Source organism: Erwinia sp. STN24 (assembly GCF_041320675.1).
Lineage (GTDB): Bacteria > Pseudomonadota > Gammaproteobacteria > Enterobacterales > Enterobacteriaceae > Erwinia > Erwinia aeris.
In genome coordinates, this window is record NZ_JBGGPM010000001.1 from 486,903 (window position 1) to 512,767 (window position 25,865).

Sequence of the window (25,865 nt, forward strand, 5' to 3'; positions counted from 1 at the left end):
GCGCGTCGGGCTGACCCCGGGCGCGCGCTGGCAGTCGCAGGGAGAACTATAATAAGGAGAACCTATGCAGGACTTTCTTCAGCAGACGTTAAGCACAGAGCCGCCTGCACAAGTTTCCGGCCGCAACGACCAGCTAAGCTGGCAGTGGCTGGACCACGGCATTCTTGAACTTAATCCGCATCAGCCCTGTACGCAGGCGCTGGTGATCTCCGCCGGGATCCACGGCAACGAAACCGCGCCCATTGAAATCCTGAACCAGCTGGTCGGCGAGCTGCTGGCGGGCAAGCGGCCGCTCAAGGCGCGCGTGCTGGTTATTCTGGGCAACCCGGAAGCGATCGCCAGCGGCAAACGCTATCGCCATTGCGATCTCAACCGGCTGTTCGGCGGCCGCTGGCAGCAGTACGATGACCATCCCGAAGCGCGGCGCGCCTGGCGACTGGAACAGGCGCTGGAGACGTTCTGGCAGGTGAGCTGCACCGAAGAGAGCCGCTGGCATCTGGATTTGCATACCGCCATTCGCGGCTCCTGGCACAGCCGCTTCGGCGTCATGCCGCTGCGTGAAACGCCCTGGCCGGACGCCTTCCTGCACTGGCTGAGCGCGGCCGGACTTGAGGCGCTGGTGTTCCATCGCTCACCGGGCGGCACCTTTACGCATTACAGTTCGCAGCACTTTAACGCCGCCAGCTGCACGCTGGAGTTAGGTAAAGCGCTGCCTTTTGGCCGCAACGATTTAACGCTTTTTAGCGCCGCGCGCGACGCGCTGGCCGCTTTGCTCTCCGGTGAACCTTTACCGCCCGTGGGCGAGCCGCCGCAGCGCTATCGGGTTTCGCAGCAGATCACCCGTTTTACCGAGGCTTTCGTGCTGCATATGGGCGCGGAAACGCTGAACTTTACCGCTTTCCCGCAGGGCACGCTGCTGGCGGAGGATGGTGACAAACGCTGCTACGTGCAGCAGGCGCGGGAATATGTTCTTTTCCCCAATCCCGACGTGGCGAAAGGGCAGCGCGCCGGATTGATGCTGGTGGAAGATAACGCCCATAATGAAACCAGCGGCAGCAGCTGATAACGCAACGACGCCGACCGGGACGCTTCATGCCAGCCCGTCGGTGGTCGTCCCGCCTTACTTTTTCCTTTCTCGTTCCTGTCGGCTGTATTACACTCCTCCACAATTTCTGCATTAAACGCGCTAAATACATATCCTTTTGCAATTCCTCACCATAATCTTCGCATTCTCTCCATGATTGCCGCTTTTTTATCTTTTATGCTTTCAAGGCTTTACCCACGTTCTGACTACTTGACGTTCAGCGCAATAAACTGAATCCCGACATTACGACAACGCTGTCGTCACAGAAATGCAAAAGGAAAATAGTATGCGTAAATTAACTTCTCTGGTTGTAGCTATGACACTGGCAATGGGCGCGGCGAATATTGTTCATGCCGCAGCAGATAACATCACGCCGGCACCGGCTGGCGCAGATAAACCAATGATGCACAAGCCGCCTCGCCACGGTGGGCCGCACGAGATGTTCAAAGGCCTGAATCTGACGGATGCGCAGAAAGAGCAGATGCGCAGCATCATGAAAGAGGCGCATAAAGAGATGCCGCGTCCTTCCCTGGAAGAGCGCCGCACGCTGCACAGCATCATCGCGGCTGACAGCTTCGACAAGGCCAAAGCGGAAGCGCAGGCGGAGAAAATGTCGGCTAACGGCAAAGCCCGTGCGCTTTCCATGCTGGAAACGCAGAACAAAATGTATAACGTGCTGACGCCGGAGCAGAAAAAACAGTTCAATGCGAACTTCGAAAAACGTCTGACCGAGAAGCCGCACCACGGCGAGCCTGCGCCAGCCGCACCGGCCGCTGAATAAGCCTTAGCCGCCGGGTGCGATCGCCTGGCAGGCCACGCCTGAGACCGCCGACGTTGTTTCCTGAACCAGGGAGCAGCGTCGGCGGTTTCGTTTATCTGGCTGTCGGCGCTGACGTGGCGTCAGCCAAGCGGAACGATCGGGAACTTGCCGCTGACGATGGGCTTGCAGAGGATTTTATAGCCGTCGCTGTCGAAACCCTGTGGCGTGGAGGTCAGCTTGCCCGCCTGGCTGATATCATCCACCGAGCCAAGGTAAAACCAGTTATTGATCACGTGGATCTGCGTTTTCAGCGGGCCTTCCTCCACCACGCCGACAGCGCCCTCCCAGGGCCAGCACTGCACGCGCACGCGTTCCAGCGCGGCCAGCAGCCTCTCGTGATGGGCTTCCGGCGTCTCTTTACCGCAGCAGGCGCCCGCACAGCGGCCCAGGCTGGCGCGAAAACAGGCGCGGCCTTTGCTGACGTTCTCCAGCCCCAGCAGGCCCAGGCAAAGCCGCTGTTCGTCGGCGATTTTCTGTAGCGTTTCCAGCGCCGATCGGCGGCTGGAGTAAAGGCCAAACAGATCGGAAGTATGGGAAAAATCGACTTCTTTGGCGTAAACCACGCTGGGCTTCAGATCGCTTATCAGCAGCGAGCAAAGCTGGCGGTTTTTGCGCAGGCGCTTATTGAACAAAGGCTGCTGCACCTTGATCATCTGCGCTTCCAGTAACAGCGCGCCCAGTTCGCCCGCCGTGGTGATATAGCTGACGTAACGCGCCTGGCGCAGCATTTTCGCCTCGTCCGGCGTACGAAAATGGGACATTACCCGGCTGCGCAAATTGACGCTTTTACCGATATACAGCGGCAGGGATTCGCTGTCGCCATGAAAGGTATACACGCCGGGCAGGGAAGGCAGACCTTCCAGCGAAGGCCGCAGGTGTTCGGGATACTGATAAATTGCCGCCGGTTCAAAAGACAGGCGATGGCTGGCTTGACGTCTGACCACATTGCACTCCGCTTACTGTTTGCTTATACAGTGTATCAGGCGTTTGCTGGATAAAAAAGAGTCGGATCGCGCTGGTAATCAACATGCCGCTGACGGCAAGCGACGAAAAGAGGGAAAATAACGTAAAAAAGCGGGCGACCGGAAAGCCGCCCGGCGGGTTTATTTTTTCCAGAAGTCATCAAATACGGTAATCGGCGGACGGCGTTTGTGCTCGGTTTTCAGATACCAGCCCTCAATAATTTTCGCCGCGTCGTCGGCAATCTTCTTGCCTTCCAGATACTGGTCGATCATCTCATAGGTCACGCCCAGCGCCACTTCATCCTGCAAACCGGGACGATCGTCCTCCAGATCGGCGGTCGGCTGTTTAAGGTAGAGGTGCTCCGGGCAGCCCAGCGCTTTCAGCAGCTGTTTGCCCTGGCCTTTGTTCAGGCGGAACAGCGGGTTGATATCCGTGCCGCCGTCGCCGTATTTGGTAAAGAAGCCCGTCACCGCTTCCGCGGCGTGATCCGTTCCCACTACCACGCCGGAAGTCATACCGGCAATGCTGTACTGCGCCTTCATCCTTTCACGCGCTTTTTCATTGCCGCGCACGAAATCAGAGAGGTTGATACCCGTATCGCGCAGCGCTTTTTCGCTGGCCAGCACCGCTTCTTTGATGTTAACCGTCAGCACGCGATCGGCCTGAATAAACTGCAGCGCGTCCTGGCAGTCCTGTTCGTCCGCCTGGTTGCCGTAGGGCAGACGCACGGCGATAAACTGATAGTCCTGATTGCCGGTCTCTTCACGCAGCTCGCTGATGGCGAGCTGACTAAGCTTGCCGGCCAGCGTGGAGTCCTGACCGCCGCTGATACCCAGCACCAGCGACTTAATAAACGGGTAAGCCTTCAGGTACGCTTTCAGAAAGTCGACGCTGGTGCGAATTTCCTGCTGTGCATCAATAGTGGGTTTAACCCCCAGCGCTTCGATAATTTCCTGTTGCAGAGCCATTTACCTCTCCTCAGATTTAGTGTCAGGGCAGTTGCCGAAAACCTCTGTCTTAAAATTAACGTGCCAGGCGCGAAACAACAAGGTTGAACCCGCTATTTACGCGCCTTTTATTGATTAATCAGGCTTTTTCGGTTTTTGCGCTACCAAAACGAACATGGCGATGGCCAGCATATAGCAGCCGAAGATGGTGGCGGTCATGGTCAACACCGAGGTGCCGCCGATACCCGTCACCGGCACGGCGATACCGCCCAGGGTAAACATCACTACGCCCAGCACGGCGGAAGCGCTGCCGGCGCGATGGCCCTGACTCTGCATCGCCAGCGAGGCGGCAGCCACGCCGACCGCGCCGTTGCTCGCCACGCTGAAGAACAGGGCGACCAGCACGAAAGGCAGCGCCGCGCCGCTCAGACCGGCGAGCAGCAGGCTGGCGGAGGAGACGAAGGCCAGCACCAGCGCGCCTTTCACCACGCGATATTCACCCCACAGCGGGCTGAGGCGCGCGCTGGTTTGCGAAGCGATAATCAGGCCGATACCGTTGGCGGCGAAGCAGAAGCTGAACGCCTGCGGCGAGAGGCCATAAATCTGCTGTAAAACAAAAGGCGAAGCGCCGATATAGGCAAACATCCCGGCCATCATAAAGCCCTGGGTCAGGCAAAAACCCATAAAGGGACGGTGGATAACCACCTGACCCAGCGCGGCCCACGCGGAAAACAGGCTGCCCTGGCTGCGGCGTTCCGGCGTTAAGGTTTCGCGCAGTTTTACGCGCGCCAGAATAAACAGCAGCAGCGCGATAACGGCAATCACCATAAACAGGCCGCGCCAGCTCAGCAGCGTCATCAGCGCGCCGCCCAGCACCGGCGCGGCGACGGGCGCCAGGCCGTTGACCAGCATCAGCAAAGCAAAGAAACGCGTCAGGTCGTGGCCGCTGTACATATCTCTGGCGATAGCGCGGGAAAGCACCGCGCCGCCTGCGCCGGAAAGCCCTTCAAACAGGCGCGCCAGCAGCAGCTGGTGGATAGTCTGTGCCATCGCGCAGCCGACGGAGGCGATCAGCAGCAGCGCCAGCGACAGCAGCAGCGGCTTGATGCGGCCATATTTATCGCTCATCGGGCCGAATATCAGCTGGCCGGCGCCGAGGCCAATCAGGCCGGCGGTCAGACTAAGCTGGGCGGTGGCGGTAGGCGCGGCCAGGTCGCGGGCAAGCGCGGGCAGGGCAGGTAAATACAGGTCGATACAAAGCGGCCCGAGCGCTGCCAGCAGGCCGAGCGTAATGGCATAGCCAAACCGGTTGGGGTGTGCAGATATCATGGATCCTCTGTGGTGAAAAGTAGTGCGTTGATGTGTTGGTAAAGCTGGTAAAGGCGCTCCGCCGACGCTTTCTGCGGCGTCAGGCGTCGCCAGGCCGTGCCTTCCGTCAGGACGGCCATGACCTCTACGCAGGCGCGCACTTGTTCATCGCTCATAGCGGGATGGTCGCGCTTTACGTTAAGGCAGGCCTGGGTAAACATGCGGTGGTCGGCCTCCGCCATCATGCGGGCCACGACCGGATTGCGGGTCGCTTCCGCTGCAACTTCCTTCATCAGCGCCTCGTCGTCTTCGTTAAGCGCGTGACGCCAGGCAAGCAGGCGAGGCAGATCGGCGGTAGCGGTCTCTTTGATATGTTGCAGGCGGGCATCGATAATGCGCCTGACCATCTCCTCGATAATCGCGTCTTTGCTGGCAAAATAGCGATAGATCTGACCTACGCTAAGCCGCGCCTCGGCGGCCAGCTGCGCCATGCTGGCCCCGTGAAAGCCGGACTGGCGGAAGCAGCGACGACCGGCAGCGATAATTTCGTCCTGACGCTGCCGATGGCGGGCGTCGCGGGTTGGATTGGGTTGGCTCATACTCCCTCGCGCTGGGCAATGACAAAAGGCGCAGGCGCCGTTTGAGAATGAACGTTCATTCTCGGGGGCGGCATTATAAGCGTCTTTATCCGGCCGGGGTAAGCGTTTTTTTCTGCCATAAAGTTGATAACTCTGCATTTATGTTCCAGGCTTAAAGCGACATGGACAATAAATGAGGAATAAAAAACATGAACAAGGTAACAGGACTTATCGGTGCGGCAGTGGCGCTTGCTGTATTATCCGGCTGTTCAGCTTATGACCGCGCGGAAAGCTATGTCACTAAGCCTGTGGTACAGGACGTGAAAAAAGGCATGACCCGCCAGCAGGTTCGCGATATCGCCGGTCCGCCTTCAACTGAAATCACCATGGTTCACGCTCGCGGCACCTGCCAGACCTATGTGCTGGGCCAGCGTGACGGCAAGCAGCAGACCTACTTTGTCAGCTACAGCGACACAGGCCGCGTAATGAACTACGGCTTCCAGAGCTGCAAAGAGTACGATACCGATCCGCAGGTTAATCAGTAATCGCCTGACGGAGTAAAGAAAAAACCGGCCTTAGCCGGTTTTTTTATGCCTGTTGCCTACAGGCCTGGCGGTCGCGGCACTTCCAGATAGCGTCCGTCGATATCGCGGCGATAGTAGTGGCCTTCCTGCACGTAGAAGCGTTCGCCGTTGTAATCAAGCGCGCGCATATCGCTGCTGAAGCGCTCTACCGGCGGCTGCACCACTACATAGGTGTTATCGTGCTGGCGCTGGTAGTAGTTGCCGTTGAGCGCGTAATAGGTCAGACCGCCGATAATCACCGCCGCTGCCGCTCCCGGTAAAAAAGAGAGCCTGCCCGGCCCACGGCCGCGATCCCAACCGTGGCCGCGATCCCAGCCGTGACCGCGATCCCAACCCGGACCGCGATCCCAGCCTGGCCCCGGTCCCCAGCCGCCAGGATGCGCTGCCACCAGCGTTGGCGACAACAGCGTTAAGGCGAACAGAGCGCTTATCACCTTTTTCATACAGTTTCTCCTGGTCCTCACTGCCGCTAACATTACTCCGGGCCAGTGAAAACGCAAGCGGCGGCTGCGGCTATTGCGGGTTGCTTACACTGCTTAACGTATTCTTAACTCCGCCTCCATGTTGGCTGCCAGATCGGGACTGACAGGGGGCGTTGCCGTCAGCTTTTTCTCCGGTTGCAGCAGCGTCATCGCCAGCATGCTGCCGAAGGCAATGGCCGCCGTCGCGCTGAACATGGCGTTGTAGCCGAAATGCTCAGCCAGCCAGCCGCTCAGCATTGGCGACAGGATCGATGCCAGGTTGGCGATGGCCAGCGTCATCCCGCTATAGGTGCCGACCGTGGATTTCGGCGTGACGTCAATCACCACCGACCAGTAAACGTTATTTACCAGCGCGTTCAGGGCGTTGCCCAGCGTCATCAGCAGGATAATCCCGGCGGCGGAAGCCATCCACGGGATTGCCATAAAGCAGAGTCCGGTACAGAGCAGCCCGACAACGGCAAAAAGATTACGCGCCAGCCGCAGATTACCGGAGCGCTTCAGCAGCGTGTCGGCAATCTTGCCGCCGAGTAGCACGGTAATGCAGGCGCCGCTCCACGGGATCATCGCCACATACCAGAGCGAATGCAGATCGTAGTGAAAGCTGTCCTGCAAATATTTCGGCCCCCAGGTGACCAGGGTAAAGGTGACATACAGGAAAGAAAAATAGCCCAGCGCGTTGCAGACCAGCGTGCGGCTGGTGAAAAAGCGCCACCACGGCAGGCGCGGCCCGGCGGTGCTTTGCTGCTGGCCCTGCATAATCAACTCGCGCTCCGCCTGGCTGGCGCGCGGCTGCTGCATCGGGCTGTCGGTGAAAATTCGCGCGAAAATCACCATAGCGATCAGCGAGAAAACGCCGAGCAGGATAAACATCAGCCGCCAGTCGTTGGTCAACAGCAGCAGGCCCACGGCGATCGGTGCCGTCAGCAGCGCGCCTACCTGGGTGCTGAGTAAGCCGATGCCCAGCGCCATGCCGCGCTCGTTATCGGGCGCCCAGTGCGCGATAGCTTTGTTCATCAGCGCATAGGCCGGGCCTTCGGCAAAGCCGAACAGGATGCGCATTACGGCAAAGCCCATAATGGCCGAGCCGCCAAACAGCGCCACGCCCAGCTCTCCCGCCCAGGCGGTAGCGATCTCCAACAGCGACCAGAGCACGCCCGCCAGCAGCCAGACTTTTTTTGTGCCCAGCCGATCGGCCAGAAACCCGCCGCAGAGCGAGCCGAACAGATAGCCAAAGCCGAAATAGCTCAGCACCACGCCCAGCTCCGTTTTGCTGAAATGAAATTCCGCAGAAATGGCGTTTGCCGCGAAGGAGAGGGCGCCGCGATCGATATAGTTGATCAGCGCGATAAAAAACAGCATGGCGAAAATGCGGTAACGATAGCGGGTGTCAACTCTCATGGATCTTCTCCTGAACAACGAGTGGTATCAGGAAGAAGCAAGTTCAGTGCCACAGTGTAGAGATCGGATAAGGCGCGGGTGAAAGGCGCTTTATGCGCGCTAATCGGCAGGAGATGCCAAATAAAAAGGCGCAGCCGCTACCGGCTGCACCTTCAGTGAACAAACGAACGGCGGATTAAGCCGGAACGCTTAGCGCCTTCTGGCTGCGCGACCAGACGCGGTGCGCGGCCATCGCGGCCAGGAACTCGCTCATCAGCACGCCTTCGGCTTTATCATCTTCGATGACGCCTTCCTCACGCTCGCTGTCGCCCAGACCGAACTGCGATTTGAAGCGGCGGGCGTCGCCGCTCAGGCCAATCACCTTCAGATGCTTGTAGGCTTCCAGCAGGAAGTAACGGGCGTCGCCGCTGAGCAGCAGCGCGTCGATATTGCCATCCGGCACGATCACCGCATCAAAGGTCAACGACGGCAGGCCGCTAAAGGTAGCGTCGATAGGCAGATTAGAACCGTCGTCGGCACGAACCTGGCCCATATGACGCGCCAGCAGCTTGGCGTGCACGCCCTGCGCCTTCAGCTCCTGCAAGATTGCCAGCACGTCTGCCGCTACCACACCGTCGCTGATCAGCAGCGCCACCTGGCGGCCTTTGATCGAGCCACTTGGCACGGCATAAAGGCTCAGGCTGGCATCTTTTTTCAGGCCGTTAACGTCTTTCGGCGGCGCGGTATGCATCTTCTCATCGGACAGCGCGATGCCCAGATTCTCCGCCACGCCGTTAGCCAGCGACACGTCGATACGCACCAGATGATCCACGACGCGCTCGCGGATATAGGCGCGAGCCACCTTGCTCAGCTCAAAAGAGAAGGCGTCAATAATGTGCTGCTGCTCAACAGGCGTCTGGCTGTTCCAGAACAGGCGTGGCTGCGAGTAGTATTCGCCGAAGGAAGGGCTGCGCTCGCGCACCTTATGGCCTTCAATACGCTCCTGATAGCTTTCAAATCCACCGCGATGCGGAGCCGGCGGCGTTTCGCGCGGCCAGTTATCGTTGATGGAATTCGGCTCGTAGTTGGCCGGGTTGGTATCGATATCCGTACGGTGCATCCCCTGACGCTGGAAATTATGGTAAGGGCAGGTCGGACGGTTAATCGGAATTTCATGGAAGTTAGGCCCGCCAAGACGGCTGATCTGCGTATCGGTATAGGAGAACAGACGGCCCTGTAACAGCGGATCGTTGGTGAAATCCAGGCCGGGAACGATGTGGCCGGGATGGAAAGCAACCTGCTCGGTTTCGGCAAAGAAGTTGTCCGGATTGCGGTTCAGCACCATCTTACCGACCAGCTGCACCGGCACCAGCTCTTCCGGGATCAGCTTGGTGGCATCCAGCAGGTCAAAATCGAATTTGAATTCATCTTCTTCCGGGATCAGCTGTACGCCCAGCTCATATTCCGGATAGTCGCCCGCCTCAATGGCTTCCCACAGATCGCGGCGATGGAAATCGGGATCGCGGCCGGTGAGTTTTTGTGATTCGTCCCACAGCAGCGAAGCTTTGCCCGCGACCGGTTTCCAGTGGAAGCGCACAAAGGTCGCTTTGCCCTCGGCGTTAATAAAGCGGAAGGTGTGAATGCCGAAGCCTTCCATCGTGCGGTAGCTGCGCGGAATGCCGCGATCGGACATTGCCCAAATCACGTTATGCAGCGTTTCCGGCTGTAGCGAGACGTAATCCCAGAAAGTATCGTGCGCGCTCTGGCCCTGTGGAATTTCATTGTGCGGCTCAGGTTTTACCGCATGCACGAAGTCCGGGAATTTATGCGCGTCCTGAATAAAGAACACCGGCGTATTGTTGCCGACTAAATCGAAAACGCCTTCATCGGTATAGAACTTGGTGGCCCAGCCGCGAATATCGCGTACGGTATCCGCCGAGCCTGCGCCGCCCTGAACGGTAGAGAAACGCACGAAAACCGGCGTCTGCTTTTCAGGATCGCGCAGGAAATCCGCCTTGGTGATATCGCTCATATCGCGATAGGGCTGGAAATAGCCGTGCGCCGCTGAACCACGGGCATGGACGATGCGTTCAGGAATACGCTCGTGGTCAAAATGGGTAATCTTTTCGCGCAGGATAAAATCTTCCAGCAGCGTTGGGCCACGAGTACCGGCGCGCAGCGAGTTCTGGTCGTCAGCGATGCGCGTACCCTGATTGGTCGTCAGCGGGAAGTTCTCGCCGCCTTTACGGAAGGTTTCCAGCGCGTCCAGCTTGGCGTTACTGGTCTCGGGCGCTTTCAGGCTGCCGGGCGCAGTAGGCTGCTTGCCGGGCGGCGTTGGCTCAGAAAGCGGCTTATGCGAGCCATCGGCGGGTGCCAGCGAATCCATTCCCGGCTTTGCGGAATCAGGCCCGGTTAACGGGGCATTATGGGTGATTTCCTTGTTATCGGTTTCTTTCGACATGCTCACTTGCTCCTGTGATGTGTGTTTCTAACCATTAACTATAGAACAGTGCGCGAGGTACGCCCGGAAACCGAAGGGTTATGTTTAGCAGACAATAAAAAGGGCCGCTGAGCGGCCCCTGAACAGGTTGCATAAACAACGTTTTGCTTAACGATGCGCCAGTTCGGCTTCGTTGTCCGCTTCCGCGTCCAGCAGAGATTTATCGGTTTGTTTCAGCCACTGGCTGGTCAGCATTCCCGCCGTCATCGAACCATTAACGTTAAGCGCGGTGCGGCCCATATCGATCAGCGGTTCAATCGAAATCAGCAGCGCCACCAGCGTGACCGGCAGGCCCAGCGTTGGCAGAACGATCAGCGCGGCAAAGGTTGCGCCGCCGCCCACGCCCGCTACGCCGGCAGAGCTTAGCGTAACGATGCCAACCAGCGTGGCGATCCAGACCGGATCGAACGGGTTAATGCCTACCGTTGGCGCAACCATCACCGCCAACATGGTGGGGTACAGCCCGGCACAGCCGTTCTGGCCGATAGTGGCGCCGAAAGAGGCTGAGAAGCTGGCGATCGATTCCGGAATGCCAAGGCGGCGGGTTTGCGCTTCCACGCTCAGCGGAATGGTCGCCGCGCTGGAGCGGCTGGTAAAAGCAAAAGTGATAACCGGCCAGACCTTGCGGAAGAAACGCCTGGGATTGACGCCGTTAACGGAAAGCAGCAGCGCGTGCACCGCAAACATAATCGCCAGGCCCAGATAAGATGCAATGACAAAACTGCCCAGCTTAACGATATCCGCCAGGTTAGAGCTGGCGACCACTTTGGTCATCAGCGCCATTACGCCGTAAGGCGTCAGCTTCATAATCAGACGCACCAGCTTCATCACCCATGCCTGAAGCACGTCGATGGCGGCCAGCACACGCTCGCCTTTCGGTTTGTCGTCACGCAGTAAATGCAGGGCGGCGACGCCCAGGAAAGCGGCAAAAATCACCACGCTGATAATAGAGGTCGGATTGGCCCCGGTCAGATCGGCGAAAGGATTTTTCGGCACGAAAGAGAGCAGCAGCTGCGGCGCGGAAAGGTCGGCCACTTTACCGATATAGTTAGACTGTAGCGCAGACAGGCGCGCGGTTTCCTGCACGCCCTGCACCAGGCCGCTGGCGTTGAGCCCAAACAGCCAGGTAACAAAAACGCCCACCAGCGCGGAAATCGCCGTAGTGAACAGCAGCACGCCGATAGTCAGCACGCTGATTTTGCCCAGCGACGACGCGTTATGCAGACGGGCTACGGCGCTGAGAATCGAAGCGAACACCAGCGGCATGACGATCATCTGCAACAGCTGTACGTAGCCGTTGCCGACAACGTTGAACCAGCTAATGGATTCTTTCAACACCGGGTTATCGGCACCGTAAATAGTGTGCAGGATCAGCCCAAACAGCACGCCTACAACCAGGCCCAGCAGCACTTTTTTCGCCAGGCTCCAGCTGGCGTTGCCGCTTTTAGCCAGTAGCCCCAGCAGCAGAATAAACGCCGCCAGATTTGCAATTAATGGAAAATTCATCCCCAGATCTCCTTTTTTGACGAGGCATCAGCGGCCTCGTCAGTGAGCTATTTTTATTGCGCATCAGATACGCGTTGGGGGCGATGGTAGCAGCTCGCGGAGAGACGCCCATATAATCAAAAGGAATAGTTTATAATTTATTGAACGAAATCGGTGACTTATTGCGCTACCTGGTGATTTATAAAACGCGTAACGCTGTTTTGCACCTGATCGATCATCTGCAGGGGCCAGCTTGCCGCACCAAAAGAGGGCGACCCGGCCGGGAACCATAGCGCCAGCGCAACCAGCGTCAGGCAGAGCATTCGCTCCATCTGGTTGCCGTTGCGGCTGTGCAGCAGCGGCAGGCGAAAACGCCAGCGGCAGGGCCACAGCAGCGGCACGCCGGCAGGCGTAAGCATATCGGCGACAATATGGCTGAGGTAGCCCAGCACCATGCCCTGAAAGACATCGGCAGGCAGCACCCATTCCTGCGGCAGTTTTAGCTGAAGCAGCGCCACGCCACCGATTACGGCCAGCAGGCTGTGGGTAAAGCCCCGATGCCCAAAGGCGCGCGCAATGGGCTGCGACAGCCAGCGAAAACGCTGACCAAGGGTAGAGCGCGGGTGATCGATATCCGGCAGCAGGCAGGTAAGCAGCGTGGCGGGAATAACGTGCCACCAGTCGCCATCACCAAGAACAGGCGTCAGGTCGGCGCGCTTGGCAAAAATCGCGCTGGCGATAGCAAAAATAACGTGGCCTTCGGCCGTCATGGAAAACGCTCGGTAACTGAACTGTCAATGCATCCAGTATAGGGGATATATACAGTAGAATAAATATGTGACGCTGTAACGAAAGGTTAATATTTCCTTTACGTCTGTGCGTCGAGCATGGGTAAAAAAACGTAGCGGTTCCAATTAGTATAAGCGGTTAAGCGCCGTAATGGCATCAATACTATTGATTAAGGGGCTGGACGCGCAAAGGTCTTTCACCGGATTTCATTGCCGGGTAGAAAATAGCGAAAGGCTGTATCTGCCTGTTAACATTCAGCTGACGGGAAGCAGCAGGGTCAGCATTTCATTCTGCGTAAAGAAGCCGTACCGCCCGGCCAGTTTACGGCAGGGCGGAAAGCGGGCACTGATGTTACTTGCCAAGCAGATGCTTGCTGCCCAGCTCGGTGAGCGAGGTCAGTTTGACGTCGGCCAGCGCCCAGCGCGCATCGTCGGCATAAACGGCCGCAGGCACCACGATTGAGCGCATCCTTGCGGCTTTGGTCGCAATCATACCGTTAACGGAGTCTTCCAGCGTAACGCAGTTAAGCGGATCGATGCCGAGACGGGTGGCCGCGTCCAGATAGACCTGCGGATGCGGTTTGCTGTACGGCAGCGATTCTGCCGAGGCCAGCACTTCGAAATAGTGACGCAGGCCGAACATCGCCAGCACCTTTTCCTGCATAAAAAGTGGCGAGGCGGAAGCCAGCCCAATTTTCAGCCCTTCCGCCTGGCACAGTTTCAGCGCCAGCTCCACGCCGGGCAGCAGCGGCCGCGTCTCCTCGATTAACGTCAGCGCGCGGGTAAGAATACGCTGCGTGACTTCCTCCTGCGATGGCCCGATCCAGGGCAGCGTTTCATACCACATGCGCACAACCTGATCGATGCGCAGGCCTACCGTATCCGGCATCTCGCTTCTGCGGGAAAGATCGACATCCAGCGTAGCGAAAACGTCCAGCTCCGCGCGTTCCCATAGCGGCTCGGAATCAATTAGTAATCCATCCATATCAAAAATTGCGGCTAGCACTGGACGTGAATAAGACATAATGCGGCTCCGTTAGCAGTTTTCTGACACCTTAACATGAAGTTAACAGCCAGAGCATTGCGCGCGTTAATTTGCCTTTCCGCTTACGGGCACACTTTTTTCAGGCACATTTTGCCGGGCGAGGGTAAACTTACAGCCCTCACAGCATAAGGACAGGAGAAAGCATGACTTATCAACAGGCTGGAAGAGTCGCGATACTAAAGCGGATCGCCGGCTGGATTATCTTTATTCCGGCGCTGATTTCCACGCTGGTTTCACTGATGCGTTTTTTGGAAGTGAGTCGTGAAAAGCGCGAAGGGATCAATGCGGTAATGCAGGATTTTTCTCACGTGATGATCGATATGATCCGCTTCAATACTGGCTTTTTAAACGCCTTTTGGCATAATTCACCGGTGCCGGATTTTAACCAGGGCGGCAACTGGCTGTTCTGGCTAATCTATATACTGATTTTCGTCGGGCTGGCGCTACAGGCCTCCGGCGCCAGAATGTGGCGACAGTCCCGGCATCTGCGTGAAGGCATTGAGGATCAGATGATCCTGGAAAAAGCGAAAGGTGAAGAAGGGCGCAGCCGCCAGCAGCTGGAAGAAAAAATCGTGGTGCCGCGCCACACCATTTTTCTGCAGTTTTTTCCGCTGTACGTGTTGCCCATCCTGATAGCCGTTGCGGGCTATTTTGTGCTTAAGCTGGCAGGCTTTATCAGCTGACGGCCCTACGCCGGACGGGCAAATTGTTTGCCCGCCTCCGCCTGGTCCAGCAGGGCGCCGACCGCCCGCTGGGCTTCCTTCAGCCATTCGCCGCCGAAGACGTTTGCCCGATTAAGCAGATAGTAGAGCTGATAAACCGGCTGGCGCTGCTGGTAATCGCGAGGCAGCGGCCATACCGACTCATAGCCTTCCATAATCTCCTGCGGCAGCGCCGGAAACCAGGGAAGCATCGCCAGATCGCACTCTCTGTCGCCCCAGTAACAGGCCGGATCGAACACGCAGGGCCCTTCAGCCGCCGTCGCGCAGTTTGCCGGCCAGAGATCGCCGTGCAGCAGCGAAGGCTGAGGGTGATGCGAGTCGAGCAGCTCCCTGGCGCAGCGCACAATCAGATCGATATCGCCATACTGTACGCCTTTTTCCGCCGCGAGCTGAAGCTGCCAGCCGATACGCTGCTCGGCAAAAAAGACCGACCAGCGCTTGAGCCAGCTGTTAGGCTGCGGCGACGTTTTGATATTGTTATCGAAATCCAGGCCGAACTGCGGCTGATCGCTCCACTGGTGAAGGCGCGCCAGCTGTTGGCCAAGCTGATGGGCGCTTTGCGCATGGAGCGGCGAAAGGGGAAGATACTCCAGCAGTAAAAAGCTGACGTCCCGATCGTAACCTACGCCGTAGACATCCGGCACGCGGATGGTGCCGGTGCGCTTCAAAAGCTGCAGCTGATCGGCTTCCCAGGTAAAAAGATCGAGCATTTCACGGCCGTTACATTTAACAAAAACGTCGCGATCGCCGTAGCGGAGGCGCCACGCCGGATGCACATCGCCTCCTGGCAACGCTGTACGCTGGCTGATTTCAGCATCACCTGACTGCTCACTCAACAGACGACCAATGGCTGACCACATAGCGGTTTCCTCTTTTTCGCTGTGACTTGCTGCGGGACATGCTGATACTAACGCTTAAATAATAGACAAAACCAGTGTTTACGTAGTGAACAACACATTTTTACAAAACGTCAGTTTTCGCTTTTCTGCTGAAATGCTTGCCAGCGCTCCACCTCCACCTCCGGCTTTTCGCCCAGCACGATTTCACCCAGGTTGATTGCCTGTTCGCGTATCTGCTCTGCGCTCAGCGCGCTGACGATGCCGAAACTGTTTGTGCCCAGCTCGTGCGGGTGGCCTTCCTTGTCGTGCAGCGAGGTGGTAAATCCGCCGTTGGTCAGGGTGCTGTTCAGCTCAAGGACATCGCTAAGCCCTTCATCTTTAAAACGGAAAGTGACGACATATTGCTCAATATCAGACGAAACCATGATGAACTCCTTTGTTTACCTTCTTCTTTTTTTAGCATAGTTCATCATCGCCTTTTATCAGCCAGCTATCGGGCTTAACGCCTGTGGAAGCCGTTATAGCAAGGGGGCAAAGCTTCAGGCGGTCGAAAAATCCCGACAGAATTTTATATTCAGAAGTAAATCAGTGAAGTTACATTATTACGTAACAGGCAATGCTTTGACATATTTATGTCTGCCGAAAGCCAGATTGCCGAAGAACATACGAGGAAAAGCAGGCTGCGCCGGGTCGCGCTGATAAGAATAGTCCCATTTAGAGTAGGGTGAGCCTGATTCATAAGCATCCGGAAGCATTTAACAAAATGTTACTATTCTTTCAATAAAAGAGATTGAACGCCCGGTAAAACTCTTCAGACTCACCTCTTTTCAATTCTCAGTGGTATGGATCTTATTTAATGAAAGCGCTTAACAAGTTGTCGGCAGTTCTTTTACTTTCCGGCGGAGTTTTTTGTCACCAGGCACTGGCGGACAATAATGTCTTTACCGTCATGGACGATCCTTCTACGGCCAAAAAGAACTTTGAAGGCAATGCGGCGGCGGGTTACCTGGCTCAGACCGGCAACACCACCAGCTCCTCGCTGACGGCCAGCACCAACATGACCTGGTATCAGAACCAGATGGCCTACAGCCTGTGGGGCAACGCCAGCAACACTTCTTCCAACGATGAGCGTTCTTCTGAAACCTATCAGGTTGGCGGCCGTTCACGTTATAACCTGAACCCTTCCGATTACCTGTTTGGTCAGGCCAGCTGGTTAAGCGATCGTTTCAACGGCTACGACGGCCGCTCTATTCTGGCTGCCGGTTACGGTCGCCAGATCCTGAACGGTCCGGTGCACTCGCTGCGTCTGGAAGCCGGTCCTGGCGTACGCTATGACGATTACCACGATGGCGGTCATGAGACGCAGGCGCTGGCTTACGGCGCGGCCAGCTATCAGTGGCAGCTGACCGACACCACTAAATTTGTCCAGGGCGTTTCCGTGCTGGGTAGCGATGACACCACGGTGAACTCCGAAACCGGTTTGCAGGTGGCGATTAACGCCCACTTCTCGCTGAAGATGGCCTATAACGTGACCTGGAACCAGAACCCACCGTCATCCGCGCCGGATAAAACCGATACCAAAACCACTATTCAGCTTTCTTACGCCATGTAAAAAGCCTGCCGGGCCACGTTTCTGTGGCCCACCTGGTTGTTCCGTCCAGCGCTTCATGCTTGCTTTTCACCATTTTTAAAGCCGCCCCGGCACGATACTCTCACCACAAGCTTATGGCGCTCCTCAGCGGAGCTGTGGCTATAGGGGAAAACCACCTTACAGCTTGCGGTCAGATATCCCGTTTAACGTAAAGCCATCGGCAGCGGATTTTGCGGCGCGGATTCCTGATTCTGCATCCCGCCGTGCATTTCGGCGCTATGACGTGTAAGATATTACTCCTTCAAAGGTTTTTGCCGACGGCAGGCTTTTGACTCTGTGTATCAGGCGCTGTTCCAAATTGACAACTGTGAGTTGATTTTAAGAGACACCAGCCTGATATATATACTAAACCTGAATTTTGTATGTAGCCTTGCGTATGGGTTACCACTGCAGCTAAGGATGTATCATGCCCGTAATTACACTTCCTGATGGAAGTCAGCGTACCTTCGATCACGCCGTTAGCGTGATGGAGATTGCCCAGGACATCGGTCCGGGCCTGGCGAAAGCCTGTATCGCAGGCCGCGTAAACGGCGAGCTGGTGGATGCGGTCGATCCGATCGCGGAAGACGCGAACGTCGCCATCATTACCGCTAAAGATGAAGCCGGACTGGAAATTATTCGCCACTCCTGCGCGCACCTGTTGGGACACGCGATCAAGCAGCTGTGGCCAGATACCAAAATGGCAATCGGCCCGGTTATCGACAACGGTTTTTACTACGATGTCGATATGGATCATACCCTGACCCAGGAAGATATCGAGCTGCTGGAAAAGCGTATGCACCAGCTGGCCGAAACGAATTATGACGTCGTCAAGAAAAAGGTAAGCTGGCAGGAGGCGCGTGACGCTTTTGCTGCCCGTGGCGAAACCTATAAAATGACTATTCTTGACGAAAATATCAGTCACGACGACCGTCCGGGCCTCTATCATCACGAAGAGTACGTGGATATGTGCCGTGGCCCGCACGTGCCTAACATGCGCTTCTGCCATCACTTTAAGCTGCAGAAAATTTCCGGCGCTTACTGGCGCGGCGACAGCAACAACAAAATGCTGCAGCGTATCTACGGTACCGCCTGGGCGGATAAAAAGCAGCTGTCTGCCTATCTGCAACGCCTGGAAGAAGCGGCCAAGCGTGACCACCGTAAAATCGGTAAACAGCTTGACCTGTATCATATGCAGGAAGAAGCGCCGGGCATGGTGTTCTGGCACAATGACGGCTGGACAATTTTCCGCGAGCTGGAAGTTTTTGTCCGCAGCAAACTAACTGAGTATAACTATCAGGAAGTGAAAGGTCCGCTGATGATGGACCGTGTGCTGTGGGAGAAAACCGGCCACTGGGAAAACTATAAAGAAGCGATGTTCACGACCTCTTCGGAGAACCGTGAATACTGCATCAAGCCAATGAATTGCCCTGGCCACGTGCAAATTTTCAATCAGGGTCTAAAATCTTACCGCGACCTGCCGCTACGTATGGCGGAATTTGGTAGCTGCCATCGCAACGAGCCGTCTGGCGCGCTGCATGGCCTGATGCGCGTACGCGGCTTCACTCAGGACGACGCCCATATCTTCTGTACGGAAGAGCAGGTGCGCGCTGAAGTGAATAGCTGCATCCGTATGGTGTACGACATGTACAGCACCTTCGGTTTTGAAAAAATCGTGGTGAAACTGTCAACCCGTCCGGTTAAGCGCATCGGTAATGACGAACAGTGGGATCGTGCAGAGGCCGATCTGGCTGCCGCGCTGAAAGAGAACGCTATTCCGTTCGAGTATCAGCCGGGCGAGGGCGCATTTTACGGCCCTAAAATTGAGTTCACCCTGCATGACTGTCTGGATCGCGCATGGCAGTGTGGCACCGTTCAGCTGGACTTCTCGCTGCCGGGCCGCCTGAGCGCCTCCTACGTGGGTGAAAATAATGAACGTCAGGTGCCGGTGATGATCCACCGCGCTATCCTGGGTTCTGTGGAGCGCTTTATCGGTATTTTGACCGAAGAGTACGCCGGTTTCTTCCCGACCTGGCTGGCTCCTGTACAAGTAGTGGTGATGAATATCACCGATGGCCAGTCCGAATATGTTGCAGAATTGACCCAAAAACTTCAGAATGCGGGCATTCGTGTAAAAGCGGACTTGAGAAACGAGAAGATTGGCTTTAAAATCCGCGAGCACACGTTACGTCGTGTCCCCTATATGTTGGTCTGTGGTGATAAAGAGGTGGAAGCAGGCAAGGTTGCCGTTCGCACCCGCCGTGGTAAAGACCTGGGCAGCATGGACGTAAACGAAGCGATCGCGAAGCTGCAGGATGAAATCCGCAGTCGCAATCTTCATCAACTGGAGGAATAAGGTATTAAAGGCGGAAAACGAGTTCAACCGGCGCGTCCTAATCGCATTAACAAAGAAATCCGCGCCACCGAGGTTCGTCTGACTGGCGTCGATGGCGAGCAGATTGGTATTGTCAGTCTGAATGAGGCTTTAGAAAAAGCAGAGGAAGCAGGCGTTGATTTAGTAGAAATCAGCCCTAACGCCGAGCCGCCCGTTTGCCGTATCATGGATTACGGCAAATTCCTTTACGAGAAAAGCAAATCTTCTAAAGAACAGAAGAAAAAGCAAAAGATTATCCAGGTTAAGGAAATTAAATTCCGTCCTGGTACCGATGATGGCGACTATCAGGTAAAACTACGCAACCTGATTCGCTTTCTGGAAGAGGGTGATAAAGCTAAAATCACGCTGCGTTTCCGCGGTCGTGAGATGGCGCACCAGCAGATCGGTATGGAAATGCTTAACCGCGTCCGTAAAGATCTGTGTGAAGACATGGATCTGGCGATTGTCGAATCCTTCCCTTCGAAGATCGAAGGTCGTCAGATGATCATGGTGCTCGCTCCTAAGAAGAAACAGTAGGCCATAAAGTAGCAGCGGTTCGGCGGTTCGCCGCCGATCGCTGTTCGCCTGCCTGTTTTATTTTATTAACAATGCGAAGTGGATGTTTTTAAATGCCAAAGATTAAAACTGTACGTGGCGCGGCTAAGCGCTTCAAGAAGACCGCCTCTGGCGGCTTCAAGCGTAAGCACGCAAACCTGCGTCATATTCTGACCAAAAAATCTACTAAGCGTAAGCGTCACCTGCGTCCGAAAGGCCTGGTGTCTAAAGGCGATCTGGGTCTGGTTATTGCCTGCCTGCCGTACGCATAAGTCTATTTTTTTTAATTCAGAATATTAAACAGGAGAGCTAAATGGCTCGTGTAAAACGTGGTGTAGTTGCTCGCGCACGTCACAAAAAAATCTTAAAACAAGCTAAAGGCTACTACGGTGCACGTTCACGTGTTTACCGCGTTGCTTTCCAGGCTGTTATCAAAGCTGGTCAGTATGCTTACCGTGACCGTCGTCAGCGTAAGCGTCAGTTCCGTCAGCTGTGGATCGCGCGTATCAACGCAGCGGCACGCACTAACGGTATTTCTTACAGCCGTTTCATCAATGGCCTGAAAAAGGCTTCGATTGAAATCGACCGTAAGATCCTGGCTGACATCGCCGTATTCGACAAAGTGGCATTTACTGCCCTGGTCGAAAAAGCGAAATCAGCTCTGGCGTAAGTCAGGTGAAAGAGGGAGCTTGCTCCCTCTTTTATTTTGTAACCGCAGCAAAAGATTGACATTTTTGTCCATGCGTTTTTCAATAGAGCCTCTTTTGACGACCAGGCAACGCATTATGACCGCGAATTTCCGTTTCTTTTTTTACTTTAGCACCTGAACATCGGGGGCTTGTGCGCAAAGAAAAGAAACGAAAAATCGCGCTGAAAGCCTCCCTCGTGGAGGCTTTTTTGTTTCTGGCGCGGCAGATCCAGGGCGCCTTGTCGTCCCCATAAAAAAACAGACCGGCCACGGCGGCTGGAAGAAGAGGAAAGCATGTCACATCTCGCAGAACTGGTGGCGAACGCGCAAGCGGCCATTAAGAATGCACACGATGTTGCCGCGTTAGATACGGTACGCGTTGAATATCTGGGCAAAAAAGGGCAGCTGACGCTGCAGATGACCACGCTGCGCGACCTGCCTGCCGAAGATCGTCCGGCAGCGGGCGCGGTGATCAACGAGGCCAAACAGCAGGTGCAGGAAGCGCTGACCGCGCGTAAAAACGAGCTGGAGTCGGCAGAGCTGAACGCTCGCCTGGCGCAGGAGACCATTGATGTTTCGCTGCCGGGACGCCGCATCGAAAACGGCGGTCTGCATCCTGTGACCCGCACGATCGATCGTATCGAGACATTCTTTGGCGAGCTGGGTTTTGCCGTGGAAACCGGCCCGGAGATCGAAGATGATTACCATAACTTTGACGCGCTGAATATTCCGGGACACCACCCGGCGCGCGCCGATCACGACACCTTCTGGTTCGACGCCACGCGCCTGCTGCGTACCCAGACTTCCGGCGTGCAGATCCGCACCATGAAAAACCAGCAGCCGCCGATCCGCGTTATCGCGCCGGGTCGCGTCTACCGTAACGATTACGATCAGACCCATACGCCGATGTTCCACCAGATGGAAGGCCTGATCGTGGATAAAAACATCAGCTTTACCAACCTGAAAGGCACGCTGCACGATTTCCTGCGCAACTTCTTTGAAGAAGATCTCCAGATCCGCTTCCGTCCTTCCTACTTCCCGTTTACCGAGCCTTCTGCGGAAGTGGACGTGATGGGCAAAAACGGCAAGTGGCTGGAAGTGCTGGGCTGCGGCATGGTGCATCCGAACGTATTGCGCAACGTTGGCATCGATCCGGAAATCTATTCCGGCTTCGCCTTCGGGATGGGTATGGAGCGTCTGACCATGTTGCGCTATGGCGTAACCGATCTGCGTGCCTTCTTCGAAAATGATTTACGTTTCCTCAAACAGTTTAAATAAGAGCGGGTAAAACCTATGAAATTCAGCGAACTCTGGTTACGTGAGTGGGTTAACCCAGCCATCGACAGCGCAGCGCTCAGCGAACAGATCACCATGGCCGGTCTGGAAGTGGACGGCGTGGAAGCGGTAGCCGGTGCTTTTCACGGCGTGGTGGTGGGCGAAGTAGTAGAGTGCGGACAGCACCCGAACGCTGACAAACTGCGCGTCACCAAAATTAACGTGGGCGGCGACCGCCTGCTGGATATCGTCTGCGGCGCGCCAAACTGCCGTCAGGGCCTGAAGGTGGCTGTGGCAACGGTGGGCGCGGTGCTGCCGGGCGATTTTAAAATCAAAGCGGCCAAACTGCGCGGCGAGCCGTCGGAAGGGATGCTTTGCTCTTATTCCGAACTGGGAATTTCCGACGATCACAACGGCATTATCGAACTGCCGCTGGACGCGACCGTCGGCACCGATATTCGTGACTACCTCAAGCTTGACGACAACACCATTGAAATCAGCGTGACGCCAAACCGTGCGGACTGCCTGGGCATTATCGGCATTGCGCGCGACGTTGCCGTGCTGAACAAGCTGCCGTTAAACGAGCCAGCTATTGAGCCGGTTGCCGCTACGATTGCAGAAACCTTCCCGATCCGCGTGGATGCGGTTGACGCCTGTCCGCGCTATCTGGGACGCGTGATCAAGGGCATCAACGTCAAAGCCGCCACGCCGCTATGGATGAAAGAAAAGCTGCGTCGCTGCGGCATTCGCTCTATCGATCCGGTGGTGGATATCACCAACTATGTGCTGCTTGAGCTGGGCCAGCCGATGCACGCTTTCGATCTTGACCGCGTAGACGGCGGGATTGTGGTGCGCATGGCGGAAGAGGGCGAAGCGCTGACGCTGCTGGACGGCGCGGAAGTGAAGCTAAGCGCGGATACGTTAGTTATTGCCGATCACCACAAAGCGCTGGCGATGGGCGGTATCTTTGGCGGCGAACACTCCGGCGTGAACGAAGAAACCACTAACGTTCTGTTCGAGTGCGCTTTCTTCAGCCCGCTTTCTGTCACTGGCCGTGCGCGTCGTCATGGACTGCACACCGATGCTTCCCATCGCTACGAGCGCGGCGTCGATCCGCAGCTGCAATATAAAGCGCTGGAGCGCGCAACGCGTCTGCTGCTCGATATTTGCGGCGGCGAGGCCGGGCCGGTTATCGATCAAACCAACGAGGCGACGCTGCCTGCGCGCGCGACTATCACGCTGCGCCGTGAAAAGCTGGATCGCCTGATTGGTCACGTGATTGCCGACAACGAGGTCAGCGATATTCTGCGTCGTTTAGGCTGTGACGTCACGGAAGGCGAAGGCGTCTGGCAGGCCGTGGCGCCGGGCTGGCGTTTCGATATGCAGATTGAGGAAGATCTGGTCGAAGAAGTGGCGCGCGTTTACGGCTACAACAATATTCCTGACGTGCCGGTGCAGGCGGGTCTGGTAATGACCTCGCACCGTGAAGCGAACCTGTCGCTGAAGCGGGTAAAAGCGATGCTGGTGGATAAAGGCTATCAGGAAGCGATTACCTACAGCTTTGTCGATCCTAAAGTGCAGGCGTTGCTGCATCCGGGCGAGGAAAACCTGGTACTGCCAAGCCCGATTTCAGTTGAGATGTCGGCAATGCGGCTCTCGCTGTGGACGGGCCTGCTCTCTGCCGTGGTCTACAACCAGAATCGCCAGCAGAGCCGCGTACGCCTGTTTGAAAGCGGCCTGCGCTTTGTGCCTGATACACAGGCAAACCTGGGGATCCGGCAGGACGTTATGCTGGCGGGCGTTATCAGCGGCGCGCGTTATGAAGAACACTGGGATCTGGCGCGTCAGGCAGTTGACTTCTATGATTTAAAAGGTGATTTGGAGTCCGTCCTCGATTTGACCGGTAAACTGGCCGACATCCAGTTCCGGGCCGAAGCGCATCCGGCCCTGCACCCGGGACAGAGCGCCGGCATTTATTTGCAGGAACAGCGCATCGGTTATCTGGGCGTGGTTCATCCGGAACTTGAGCGGAAACTGGATCTTAACGGCCGTACCGTGGTCTTCGAACTGGAGTGGGATAAGGTGTCAGACCGCGTCCTGCCTGAGGCGAGCGAGATTTCACGTTTCCCGGCAAATCGTCGTGATATCGCCGTTCTGGTGGCGGAAAACGTGCCCGCAGCAGATATTATCGCCGAATGTAAGAAAGTTGGCGTAAATCAGGTAGTTGGCGTAAACTTGTTTGATGTGTACCGCGGTAAGGGTGTTAATGAAGGTTTTAAGAGCCTTGCTATCAGCCTGATTTTGCAAGATACCGGCCGGACACTCGAAGAAGAGGAGATCGCTGCAACCGTCGCCAAATGTGTTGCGGCGTTAAAAGAGCGATTCCAGGCAACCTTGAGGGATTGAACCTATGGCGCTTACAAAAGCTGAGATGTCTGAATACCTGTTTGAAAAGCTGGGGCTTAGCAAACGGGATGCCAAAGAGCTGGTAGAGCTGTTTTTTGAAGAGGTACGTCGCGCTTTAGAAAACGGCGAGCAGGTAAAACTGTCAGGATTTGGTAACTTCGACCTTCGCGACAAAAATCAACGTCCGGGACGTAATCCTAAAACGGGCGAGGATATTCCGATTACGGCGCGTCGCGTGGTGACTTTCCGGCCGGGGCAGAAGCTCAAAAGCCGGGTTGAGAACGCTACGCCGAAAGAAGACTGACCAGTGCTCTGCAAAAGGCCGCTTACGCGGCCTTTTTTATCGCTGAATTTCCGCTAACCCTGCCCGTTTCCATTAGCCAGGCCTGGATTTATGACTCTGCTTTCTCAACGGATCGCGCTGGCCCGTCGGCATCAGCGACGCTGGCTCTGCATCCTGAGCATTTTCTGCGTGTTGGTTTTTCTGCTTAGCCTCTGCGCCGGCGACCGCTGGCTTTTTCCGCAAAGCTGGTTCAGCGGTGAAAACCGGCTGTTTGTCTGGCAGCTGCGGCTGCCGCGTTCGCTGGCGGTGCTGCTGGTCGGCGCGGCGCTGGCCGTATCCGGCGCGGTGATGCAGGCGCTGTTTGAAAATCCGCTGGCGGAGCCGGGCCTGCTTGGCGTCGCCAACGGCTCAGGCCTTGGGCTGGTGCTGGGGATTTTTAGCGGCGTGACCGGGCTGTGGCCGCTAAGCTTTTTCGCCATTGCAGGCGCGCTGTTGATTACCTTTATCCTGCTGCGTTTTTCCCGCCGCTCGCTTTCCACCAGCCGCCTGTTGCTGGCGGGCGTGGCCTTAGGCATTATCTGTAGCGCGGGCATGACGTGGCTGGTCTATTTCAGCGCCAGCCTGGATCTGCGCCAGCTAATGTACTGGATGATGGGCGGCTTTAGCGGCGTGGACTGGCGCTACGGCGGGCTGATGCTGGCGCTGCTGCCGGTGCTGCTGTGGCTATGCCGCCAGTGGCGCGTGCTGAATTTGCTGGCGCTGGGCGAGGTTTCCGCCCGCCAGCTCGGCCTGCCGCTGCTGCTGTGGCGCAATTTGCTGGTGCTGGCGACAGGCTGGCTGATTGGCGTCAGCGTGGCGCTGGCCGGGGCGATCGGCTTTGTCGGCCTGGTCATTCCGCATATTTTGCGGCTGAACAACCTGAGCGATCATCGTATGCTGTTGCCGGCCTGCGCGCTGGCGGGCGGCGGCGTACTGCTGGCGGCCGATATCCTGGCCCGTATCGCCATCGCTTCGGCGGAGCTGCCGATTGGCGTGGTGACGGCCACGCTGGGCGCGCCGGTTTTTATCTGGCTGTTGTTACGTAACCGGGCCTGACCTGCGGCCCGCTTTTTTCTCTACTGAAACAGGAAAA

The 25,865-nt window shown here is 56.5% G+C and carries 25 protein-coding genes and 1 other annotated feature; of the genes, 13 read left to right on the forward strand and 12 right to left on the reverse strand.

Annotation, left to right across the window (positions count from 1 at the left end):
* The first annotated feature begins 64 nt into the window (after positions 1 to 64).
* Positions 65 to 1,063, forward strand: coding sequence for a succinylglutamate desuccinylase (gene astE / locus ACA373_RS02375; RefSeq protein WP_301251779.1), 999 nt, complete (start codon positions 65 to 67; stop codon positions 1,061 to 1,063).
* A gap of 307 nt (positions 1,064 to 1,370) precedes the next feature.
* Positions 1,371 to 1,865 carry an ATP-independent periplasmic protein-refolding chaperone Spy gene (spy, locus tag ACA373_RS02380; protein WP_253454478.1) on the forward strand — a complete coding sequence of 165 codons (495 nt, stop codon included), beginning with the start codon at positions 1,371 to 1,373 and terminating at the stop codon, positions 1,863 to 1,865.
* A 119-nt stretch (positions 1,866 to 1,984) separates the two neighbouring features.
* Here spy and cho read toward each other — a convergent pair whose 3' ends face one another.
* The 4 genes from cho to ACA373_RS02400 all read right to left on the reverse strand — a co-directional run bounded on the left by cho (position 1,985) and on the right by ACA373_RS02400 (position 5,721).
* Positions 1,985 to 2,848, reverse strand: coding sequence for an excinuclease Cho (gene cho / locus ACA373_RS02385; RefSeq protein ID WP_370733946.1), 864 nt, complete (start codon positions 2,846 to 2,848; stop codon positions 1,985 to 1,987).
* Positions 2,849 to 3,007: 159 nt separating this feature from the next.
* Positions 3,008 to 3,835: an ammonia-dependent NAD(+) synthetase gene (gene nadE / locus ACA373_RS02390; protein ID WP_125289736.1), complete on the reverse strand. Its 828-nt coding sequence runs from the start codon at positions 3,833 to 3,835 to the stop codon at positions 3,008 to 3,010.
* Positions 3,836 to 3,949: 114 nt separating this feature from the next.
* Positions 3,950 to 5,143 (reverse strand): multidrug effflux MFS transporter, encoded by a 1,194-nt coding sequence (locus tag ACA373_RS02395; RefSeq protein WP_301729677.1) that lies wholly within the window; start codon positions 5,141 to 5,143, stop codon positions 3,950 to 3,952.
* Entirely contained in the window at positions 5,140 to 5,721 is a 582-nt protein-coding gene (locus tag ACA373_RS02400; protein WP_253454474.1) for a TetR/AcrR family transcriptional regulator, read from the reverse strand. Before ACA373_RS02400 ends, ACA373_RS02395 begins: the two co-directional genes overlap by 4 nt.
* Before the next feature lie 188 nt (positions 5,722 to 5,909).
* On the opposite strand from ACA373_RS02400, the gene osmE reads away from it, so the two are divergent.
* A complete protein-coding gene (osmE, locus tag ACA373_RS02405; protein WP_125289739.1) occupies positions 5,910 to 6,245 on the forward strand; it encodes an osmotically-inducible lipoprotein OsmE in 336 nt (111 codons plus the stop codon).
* Positions 6,246 to 6,301: 56 nt separating this feature from the next.
* Here osmE and ACA373_RS02410 read toward each other — a convergent pair whose 3' ends face one another.
* The 6 genes from ACA373_RS02410 to hxpB all read right to left on the reverse strand — a co-directional run bounded on the left by ACA373_RS02410 (position 6,302) and on the right by hxpB (position 13,940).
* Entirely contained in the window at positions 6,302 to 6,727 is a 426-nt protein-coding gene (locus ACA373_RS02410) for a DUF6515 family protein (protein ID WP_253454473.1), read from the reverse strand.
* A 93-nt stretch (positions 6,728 to 6,820) separates the two neighbouring features.
* Positions 6,821 to 8,164 carry an MFS transporter gene (locus tag ACA373_RS02415; RefSeq protein ID WP_370733947.1) on the reverse strand — a complete coding sequence of 448 codons (1,344 nt, stop codon included), beginning with the start codon at positions 8,162 to 8,164 and terminating at the stop codon, positions 6,821 to 6,823.
* A 175-nt stretch (positions 8,165 to 8,339) separates the two neighbouring features.
* On the reverse strand, positions 8,340 to 10,604 hold the full coding sequence (gene katE / locus ACA373_RS02420) for a catalase HPII (RefSeq protein WP_253454471.1): 2,265 nt from the start codon (positions 10,602 to 10,604) through the stop codon (positions 8,340 to 8,342).
* Positions 10,605 to 10,751: 147 nt separating this feature from the next.
* Positions 10,752 to 12,149 (reverse strand): L-cystine transporter, encoded by a 1,398-nt coding sequence (locus tag ACA373_RS02425; protein ID WP_301251787.1) that lies wholly within the window; start codon positions 12,147 to 12,149, stop codon positions 10,752 to 10,754.
* Between the two features lie 158 nt (positions 12,150 to 12,307).
* Positions 12,308 to 12,898, reverse strand: a complete 591-nt coding sequence (locus tag ACA373_RS02430) for a metal-dependent hydrolase (protein ID WP_369896040.1) — start codon at positions 12,896 to 12,898, stop codon at positions 12,308 to 12,310.
* A 370-nt stretch (positions 12,899 to 13,268) separates the two neighbouring features.
* On the reverse strand, positions 13,269 to 13,940 hold the full coding sequence (hxpB, locus tag ACA373_RS02435; protein ID WP_370733948.1) for a hexitol phosphatase HxpB: 672 nt from the start codon (positions 13,938 to 13,940) through the stop codon (positions 13,269 to 13,271).
* Positions 13,941 to 14,104: 164 nt separating this feature from the next.
* Between hxpB and ACA373_RS02440 the strand changes: the two genes are divergently transcribed.
* Complete coding sequence (locus ACA373_RS02440) at positions 14,105 to 14,644, forward strand: YniB family protein (protein WP_253454467.1); 540 nt, start codon at positions 14,105 to 14,107, stop codon at positions 14,642 to 14,644.
* A gap of 5 nt (positions 14,645 to 14,649) precedes the next feature.
* Here the strand turns inward: ACA373_RS02440 and ACA373_RS02445 are convergent, their stop codons facing one another.
* Together ACA373_RS02445 and ghoS are read right to left on the reverse strand one after the other, a co-directional pair.
* Positions 14,650 to 15,543, reverse strand: a complete 894-nt coding sequence (locus tag ACA373_RS02445) for a fructosamine kinase family protein (RefSeq protein ID WP_253454466.1) — start codon at positions 15,541 to 15,543, stop codon at positions 14,650 to 14,652.
* Positions 15,544 to 15,653: 110 nt separating this feature from the next.
* Positions 15,654 to 15,947 (reverse strand): type V toxin-antitoxin system endoribonuclease antitoxin GhoS, encoded by a 294-nt coding sequence (ghoS, locus tag ACA373_RS02450; protein WP_253454465.1) that lies wholly within the window; start codon positions 15,945 to 15,947, stop codon positions 15,654 to 15,656.
* A 431-nt stretch (positions 15,948 to 16,378) separates the two neighbouring features.
* On the opposite strand from ghoS, the gene ACA373_RS02455 reads away from it, so the two are divergent.
* From ACA373_RS02455 to btuC, 9 genes are all read left to right on the forward strand, one after another.
* Positions 16,379 to 17,134, forward strand: coding sequence for a YdiY family protein (locus ACA373_RS02455; protein WP_253454464.1), 756 nt, complete (start codon positions 16,379 to 16,381; stop codon positions 17,132 to 17,134).
* 445 nt (positions 17,135 to 17,579) lie between these two features.
* Positions 17,580 to 19,508, forward strand: coding sequence for a threonine--tRNA ligase (gene thrS / locus ACA373_RS02460; protein WP_370733949.1), 1,929 nt, complete (start codon positions 17,580 to 17,582; stop codon positions 19,506 to 19,508).
* Between the two features lie 3 nt (positions 19,509 to 19,511).
* Positions 19,512 to 20,063, forward strand: a complete 552-nt coding sequence (gene infC, locus ACA373_RS02465; RefSeq protein WP_125289758.1) for a translation initiation factor IF-3 — start codon at positions 19,512 to 19,514, stop codon at positions 20,061 to 20,063.
* A 92-nt stretch (positions 20,064 to 20,155) separates the two neighbouring features.
* Positions 20,156 to 20,353, forward strand: a complete 198-nt coding sequence (gene rpmI, locus ACA373_RS02470; RefSeq protein WP_010275699.1) for a 50S ribosomal protein L35 — start codon at positions 20,156 to 20,158, stop codon at positions 20,351 to 20,353.
* Positions 20,354 to 20,394: 41 nt separating this feature from the next.
* The gene (gene rplT, locus ACA373_RS02475) at positions 20,395 to 20,751 is read left to right on the forward strand and encodes a 50S ribosomal protein L20 (RefSeq protein ID WP_016169860.1); all 357 of its coding nucleotides are present in this window, start codon (positions 20,395 to 20,397) and stop codon (positions 20,749 to 20,751) included.
* A gap of 107 nt (positions 20,752 to 20,858) precedes the next feature.
* Positions 20,859 to 20,983 (forward strand) — a sequence feature (Phe leader region).
* An 80-nt stretch (positions 20,984 to 21,063) separates the two neighbouring features.
* Positions 21,064 to 22,047: a phenylalanine--tRNA ligase subunit alpha gene (gene pheS / locus ACA373_RS02480; RefSeq protein ID WP_301729671.1), complete on the forward strand. Its 984-nt coding sequence runs from the start codon at positions 21,064 to 21,066 to the stop codon at positions 22,045 to 22,047.
* Positions 22,048 to 22,062: 15 nt separating this feature from the next.
* Positions 22,063 to 24,450, forward strand: coding sequence for a phenylalanine--tRNA ligase subunit beta (gene pheT, locus ACA373_RS02485; protein ID WP_253454461.1), 2,388 nt, complete (start codon positions 22,063 to 22,065; stop codon positions 24,448 to 24,450).
* Between the two features lie 4 nt (positions 24,451 to 24,454).
* Complete coding sequence (gene ihfA / locus ACA373_RS02490; RefSeq protein ID WP_004157378.1) at positions 24,455 to 24,754, forward strand: integration host factor subunit alpha; 300 nt, start codon at positions 24,455 to 24,457, stop codon at positions 24,752 to 24,754.
* A gap of 90 nt (positions 24,755 to 24,844) precedes the next feature.
* Positions 24,845 to 25,828 carry a vitamin B12 ABC transporter permease BtuC gene (gene btuC, locus ACA373_RS02495; RefSeq protein ID WP_301251794.1) on the forward strand — a complete coding sequence of 328 codons (984 nt, stop codon included), beginning with the start codon at positions 24,845 to 24,847 and terminating at the stop codon, positions 25,826 to 25,828.
* The last annotated feature ends 37 nt before the right edge of the window (positions 25,829 to 25,865 follow it).

Coding starts and splice junctions, on each gene's coding strand:
- astE (WP_301251779.1), top strand. CDS start 65: ATGCAGGACTTTCTTCAGCAGACGTTAAGCACAGAGCCGCCTGCACAA.
- spy (WP_253454478.1), top strand. CDS start 1,371: ATGCGTAAATTAACTTCTCTGGTTGTAGCTATGACACTGGCAATGGGC.
- nadE (WP_125289736.1), bottom strand. CDS start 3,835: ATGGCTCTGCAACAGGAAATTATCGAAGCGCTGGGGGTTAAACCCACT.
- ACA373_RS02395 (WP_301729677.1), bottom strand. CDS start 5,143: ATGATATCTGCACACCCCAACCGGTTTGGCTATGCCATTACGCTCGGC.
- ACA373_RS02400 (WP_253454474.1), bottom strand. CDS start 5,721: ATGAGCCAACCCAATCCAACCCGCGACGCCCGCCATCGGCAGCGTCAG.
- osmE (WP_125289739.1), top strand. CDS start 5,910: ATGAACAAGGTAACAGGACTTATCGGTGCGGCAGTGGCGCTTGCTGTA.
- ACA373_RS02410 (WP_253454473.1), bottom strand. CDS start 6,727: ATGAAAAAGGTGATAAGCGCTCTGTTCGCCTTAACGCTGTTGTCGCCA.
- ACA373_RS02415 (WP_370733947.1), bottom strand. CDS start 8,164: ATGAGAGTTGACACCCGCTATCGTTACCGCATTTTCGCCATGCTGTTT.
- katE (WP_253454471.1), bottom strand. CDS start 10,604: ATGTCGAAAGAAACCGATAACAAGGAAATCACCCATAATGCCCCGTTA.
- ACA373_RS02425 (WP_301251787.1), bottom strand. CDS start 12,149: ATGAATTTTCCATTAATTGCAAATCTGGCGGCGTTTATTCTGCTGCTG.
- ACA373_RS02430 (WP_369896040.1), bottom strand. CDS start 12,898: ATGACGGCCGAAGGCCACGTTATTTTTGCTATCGCCAGCGCGATTTTT.
- hxpB (WP_370733948.1), bottom strand. CDS start 13,940: ATGTCTTATTCACGTCCAGTGCTAGCCGCAATTTTTGATATGGATGGA.
- ACA373_RS02440 (WP_253454467.1), top strand. CDS start 14,105: ATGACTTATCAACAGGCTGGAAGAGTCGCGATACTAAAGCGGATCGCC.
- ACA373_RS02445 (WP_253454466.1), bottom strand. CDS start 15,543: ATGTGGTCAGCCATTGGTCGTCTGTTGAGTGAGCAGTCAGGTGATGCT.
- ghoS (WP_253454465.1), bottom strand. CDS start 15,947: ATGGTTTCGTCTGATATTGAGCAATATGTCGTCACTTTCCGTTTTAAA.
- ACA373_RS02455 (WP_253454464.1), top strand. CDS start 16,379: ATGAAAGCGCTTAACAAGTTGTCGGCAGTTCTTTTACTTTCCGGCGGA.
- thrS (WP_370733949.1), top strand. CDS start 17,580: ATGCCCGTAATTACACTTCCTGATGGAAGTCAGCGTACCTTCGATCAC.
- rpmI (WP_010275699.1), top strand. CDS start 20,156: ATGCCAAAGATTAAAACTGTACGTGGCGCGGCTAAGCGCTTCAAGAAG.
- rplT (WP_016169860.1), top strand. CDS start 20,395: ATGGCTCGTGTAAAACGTGGTGTAGTTGCTCGCGCACGTCACAAAAAA.
- pheS (WP_301729671.1), top strand. CDS start 21,064: ATGTCACATCTCGCAGAACTGGTGGCGAACGCGCAAGCGGCCATTAAG.
- pheT (WP_253454461.1), top strand. CDS start 22,063: ATGAAATTCAGCGAACTCTGGTTACGTGAGTGGGTTAACCCAGCCATC.
- ihfA (WP_004157378.1), top strand. CDS start 24,455: ATGGCGCTTACAAAAGCTGAGATGTCTGAATACCTGTTTGAAAAGCTG.
- btuC (WP_301251794.1), top strand. CDS start 24,845: ATGACTCTGCTTTCTCAACGGATCGCGCTGGCCCGTCGGCATCAGCGA.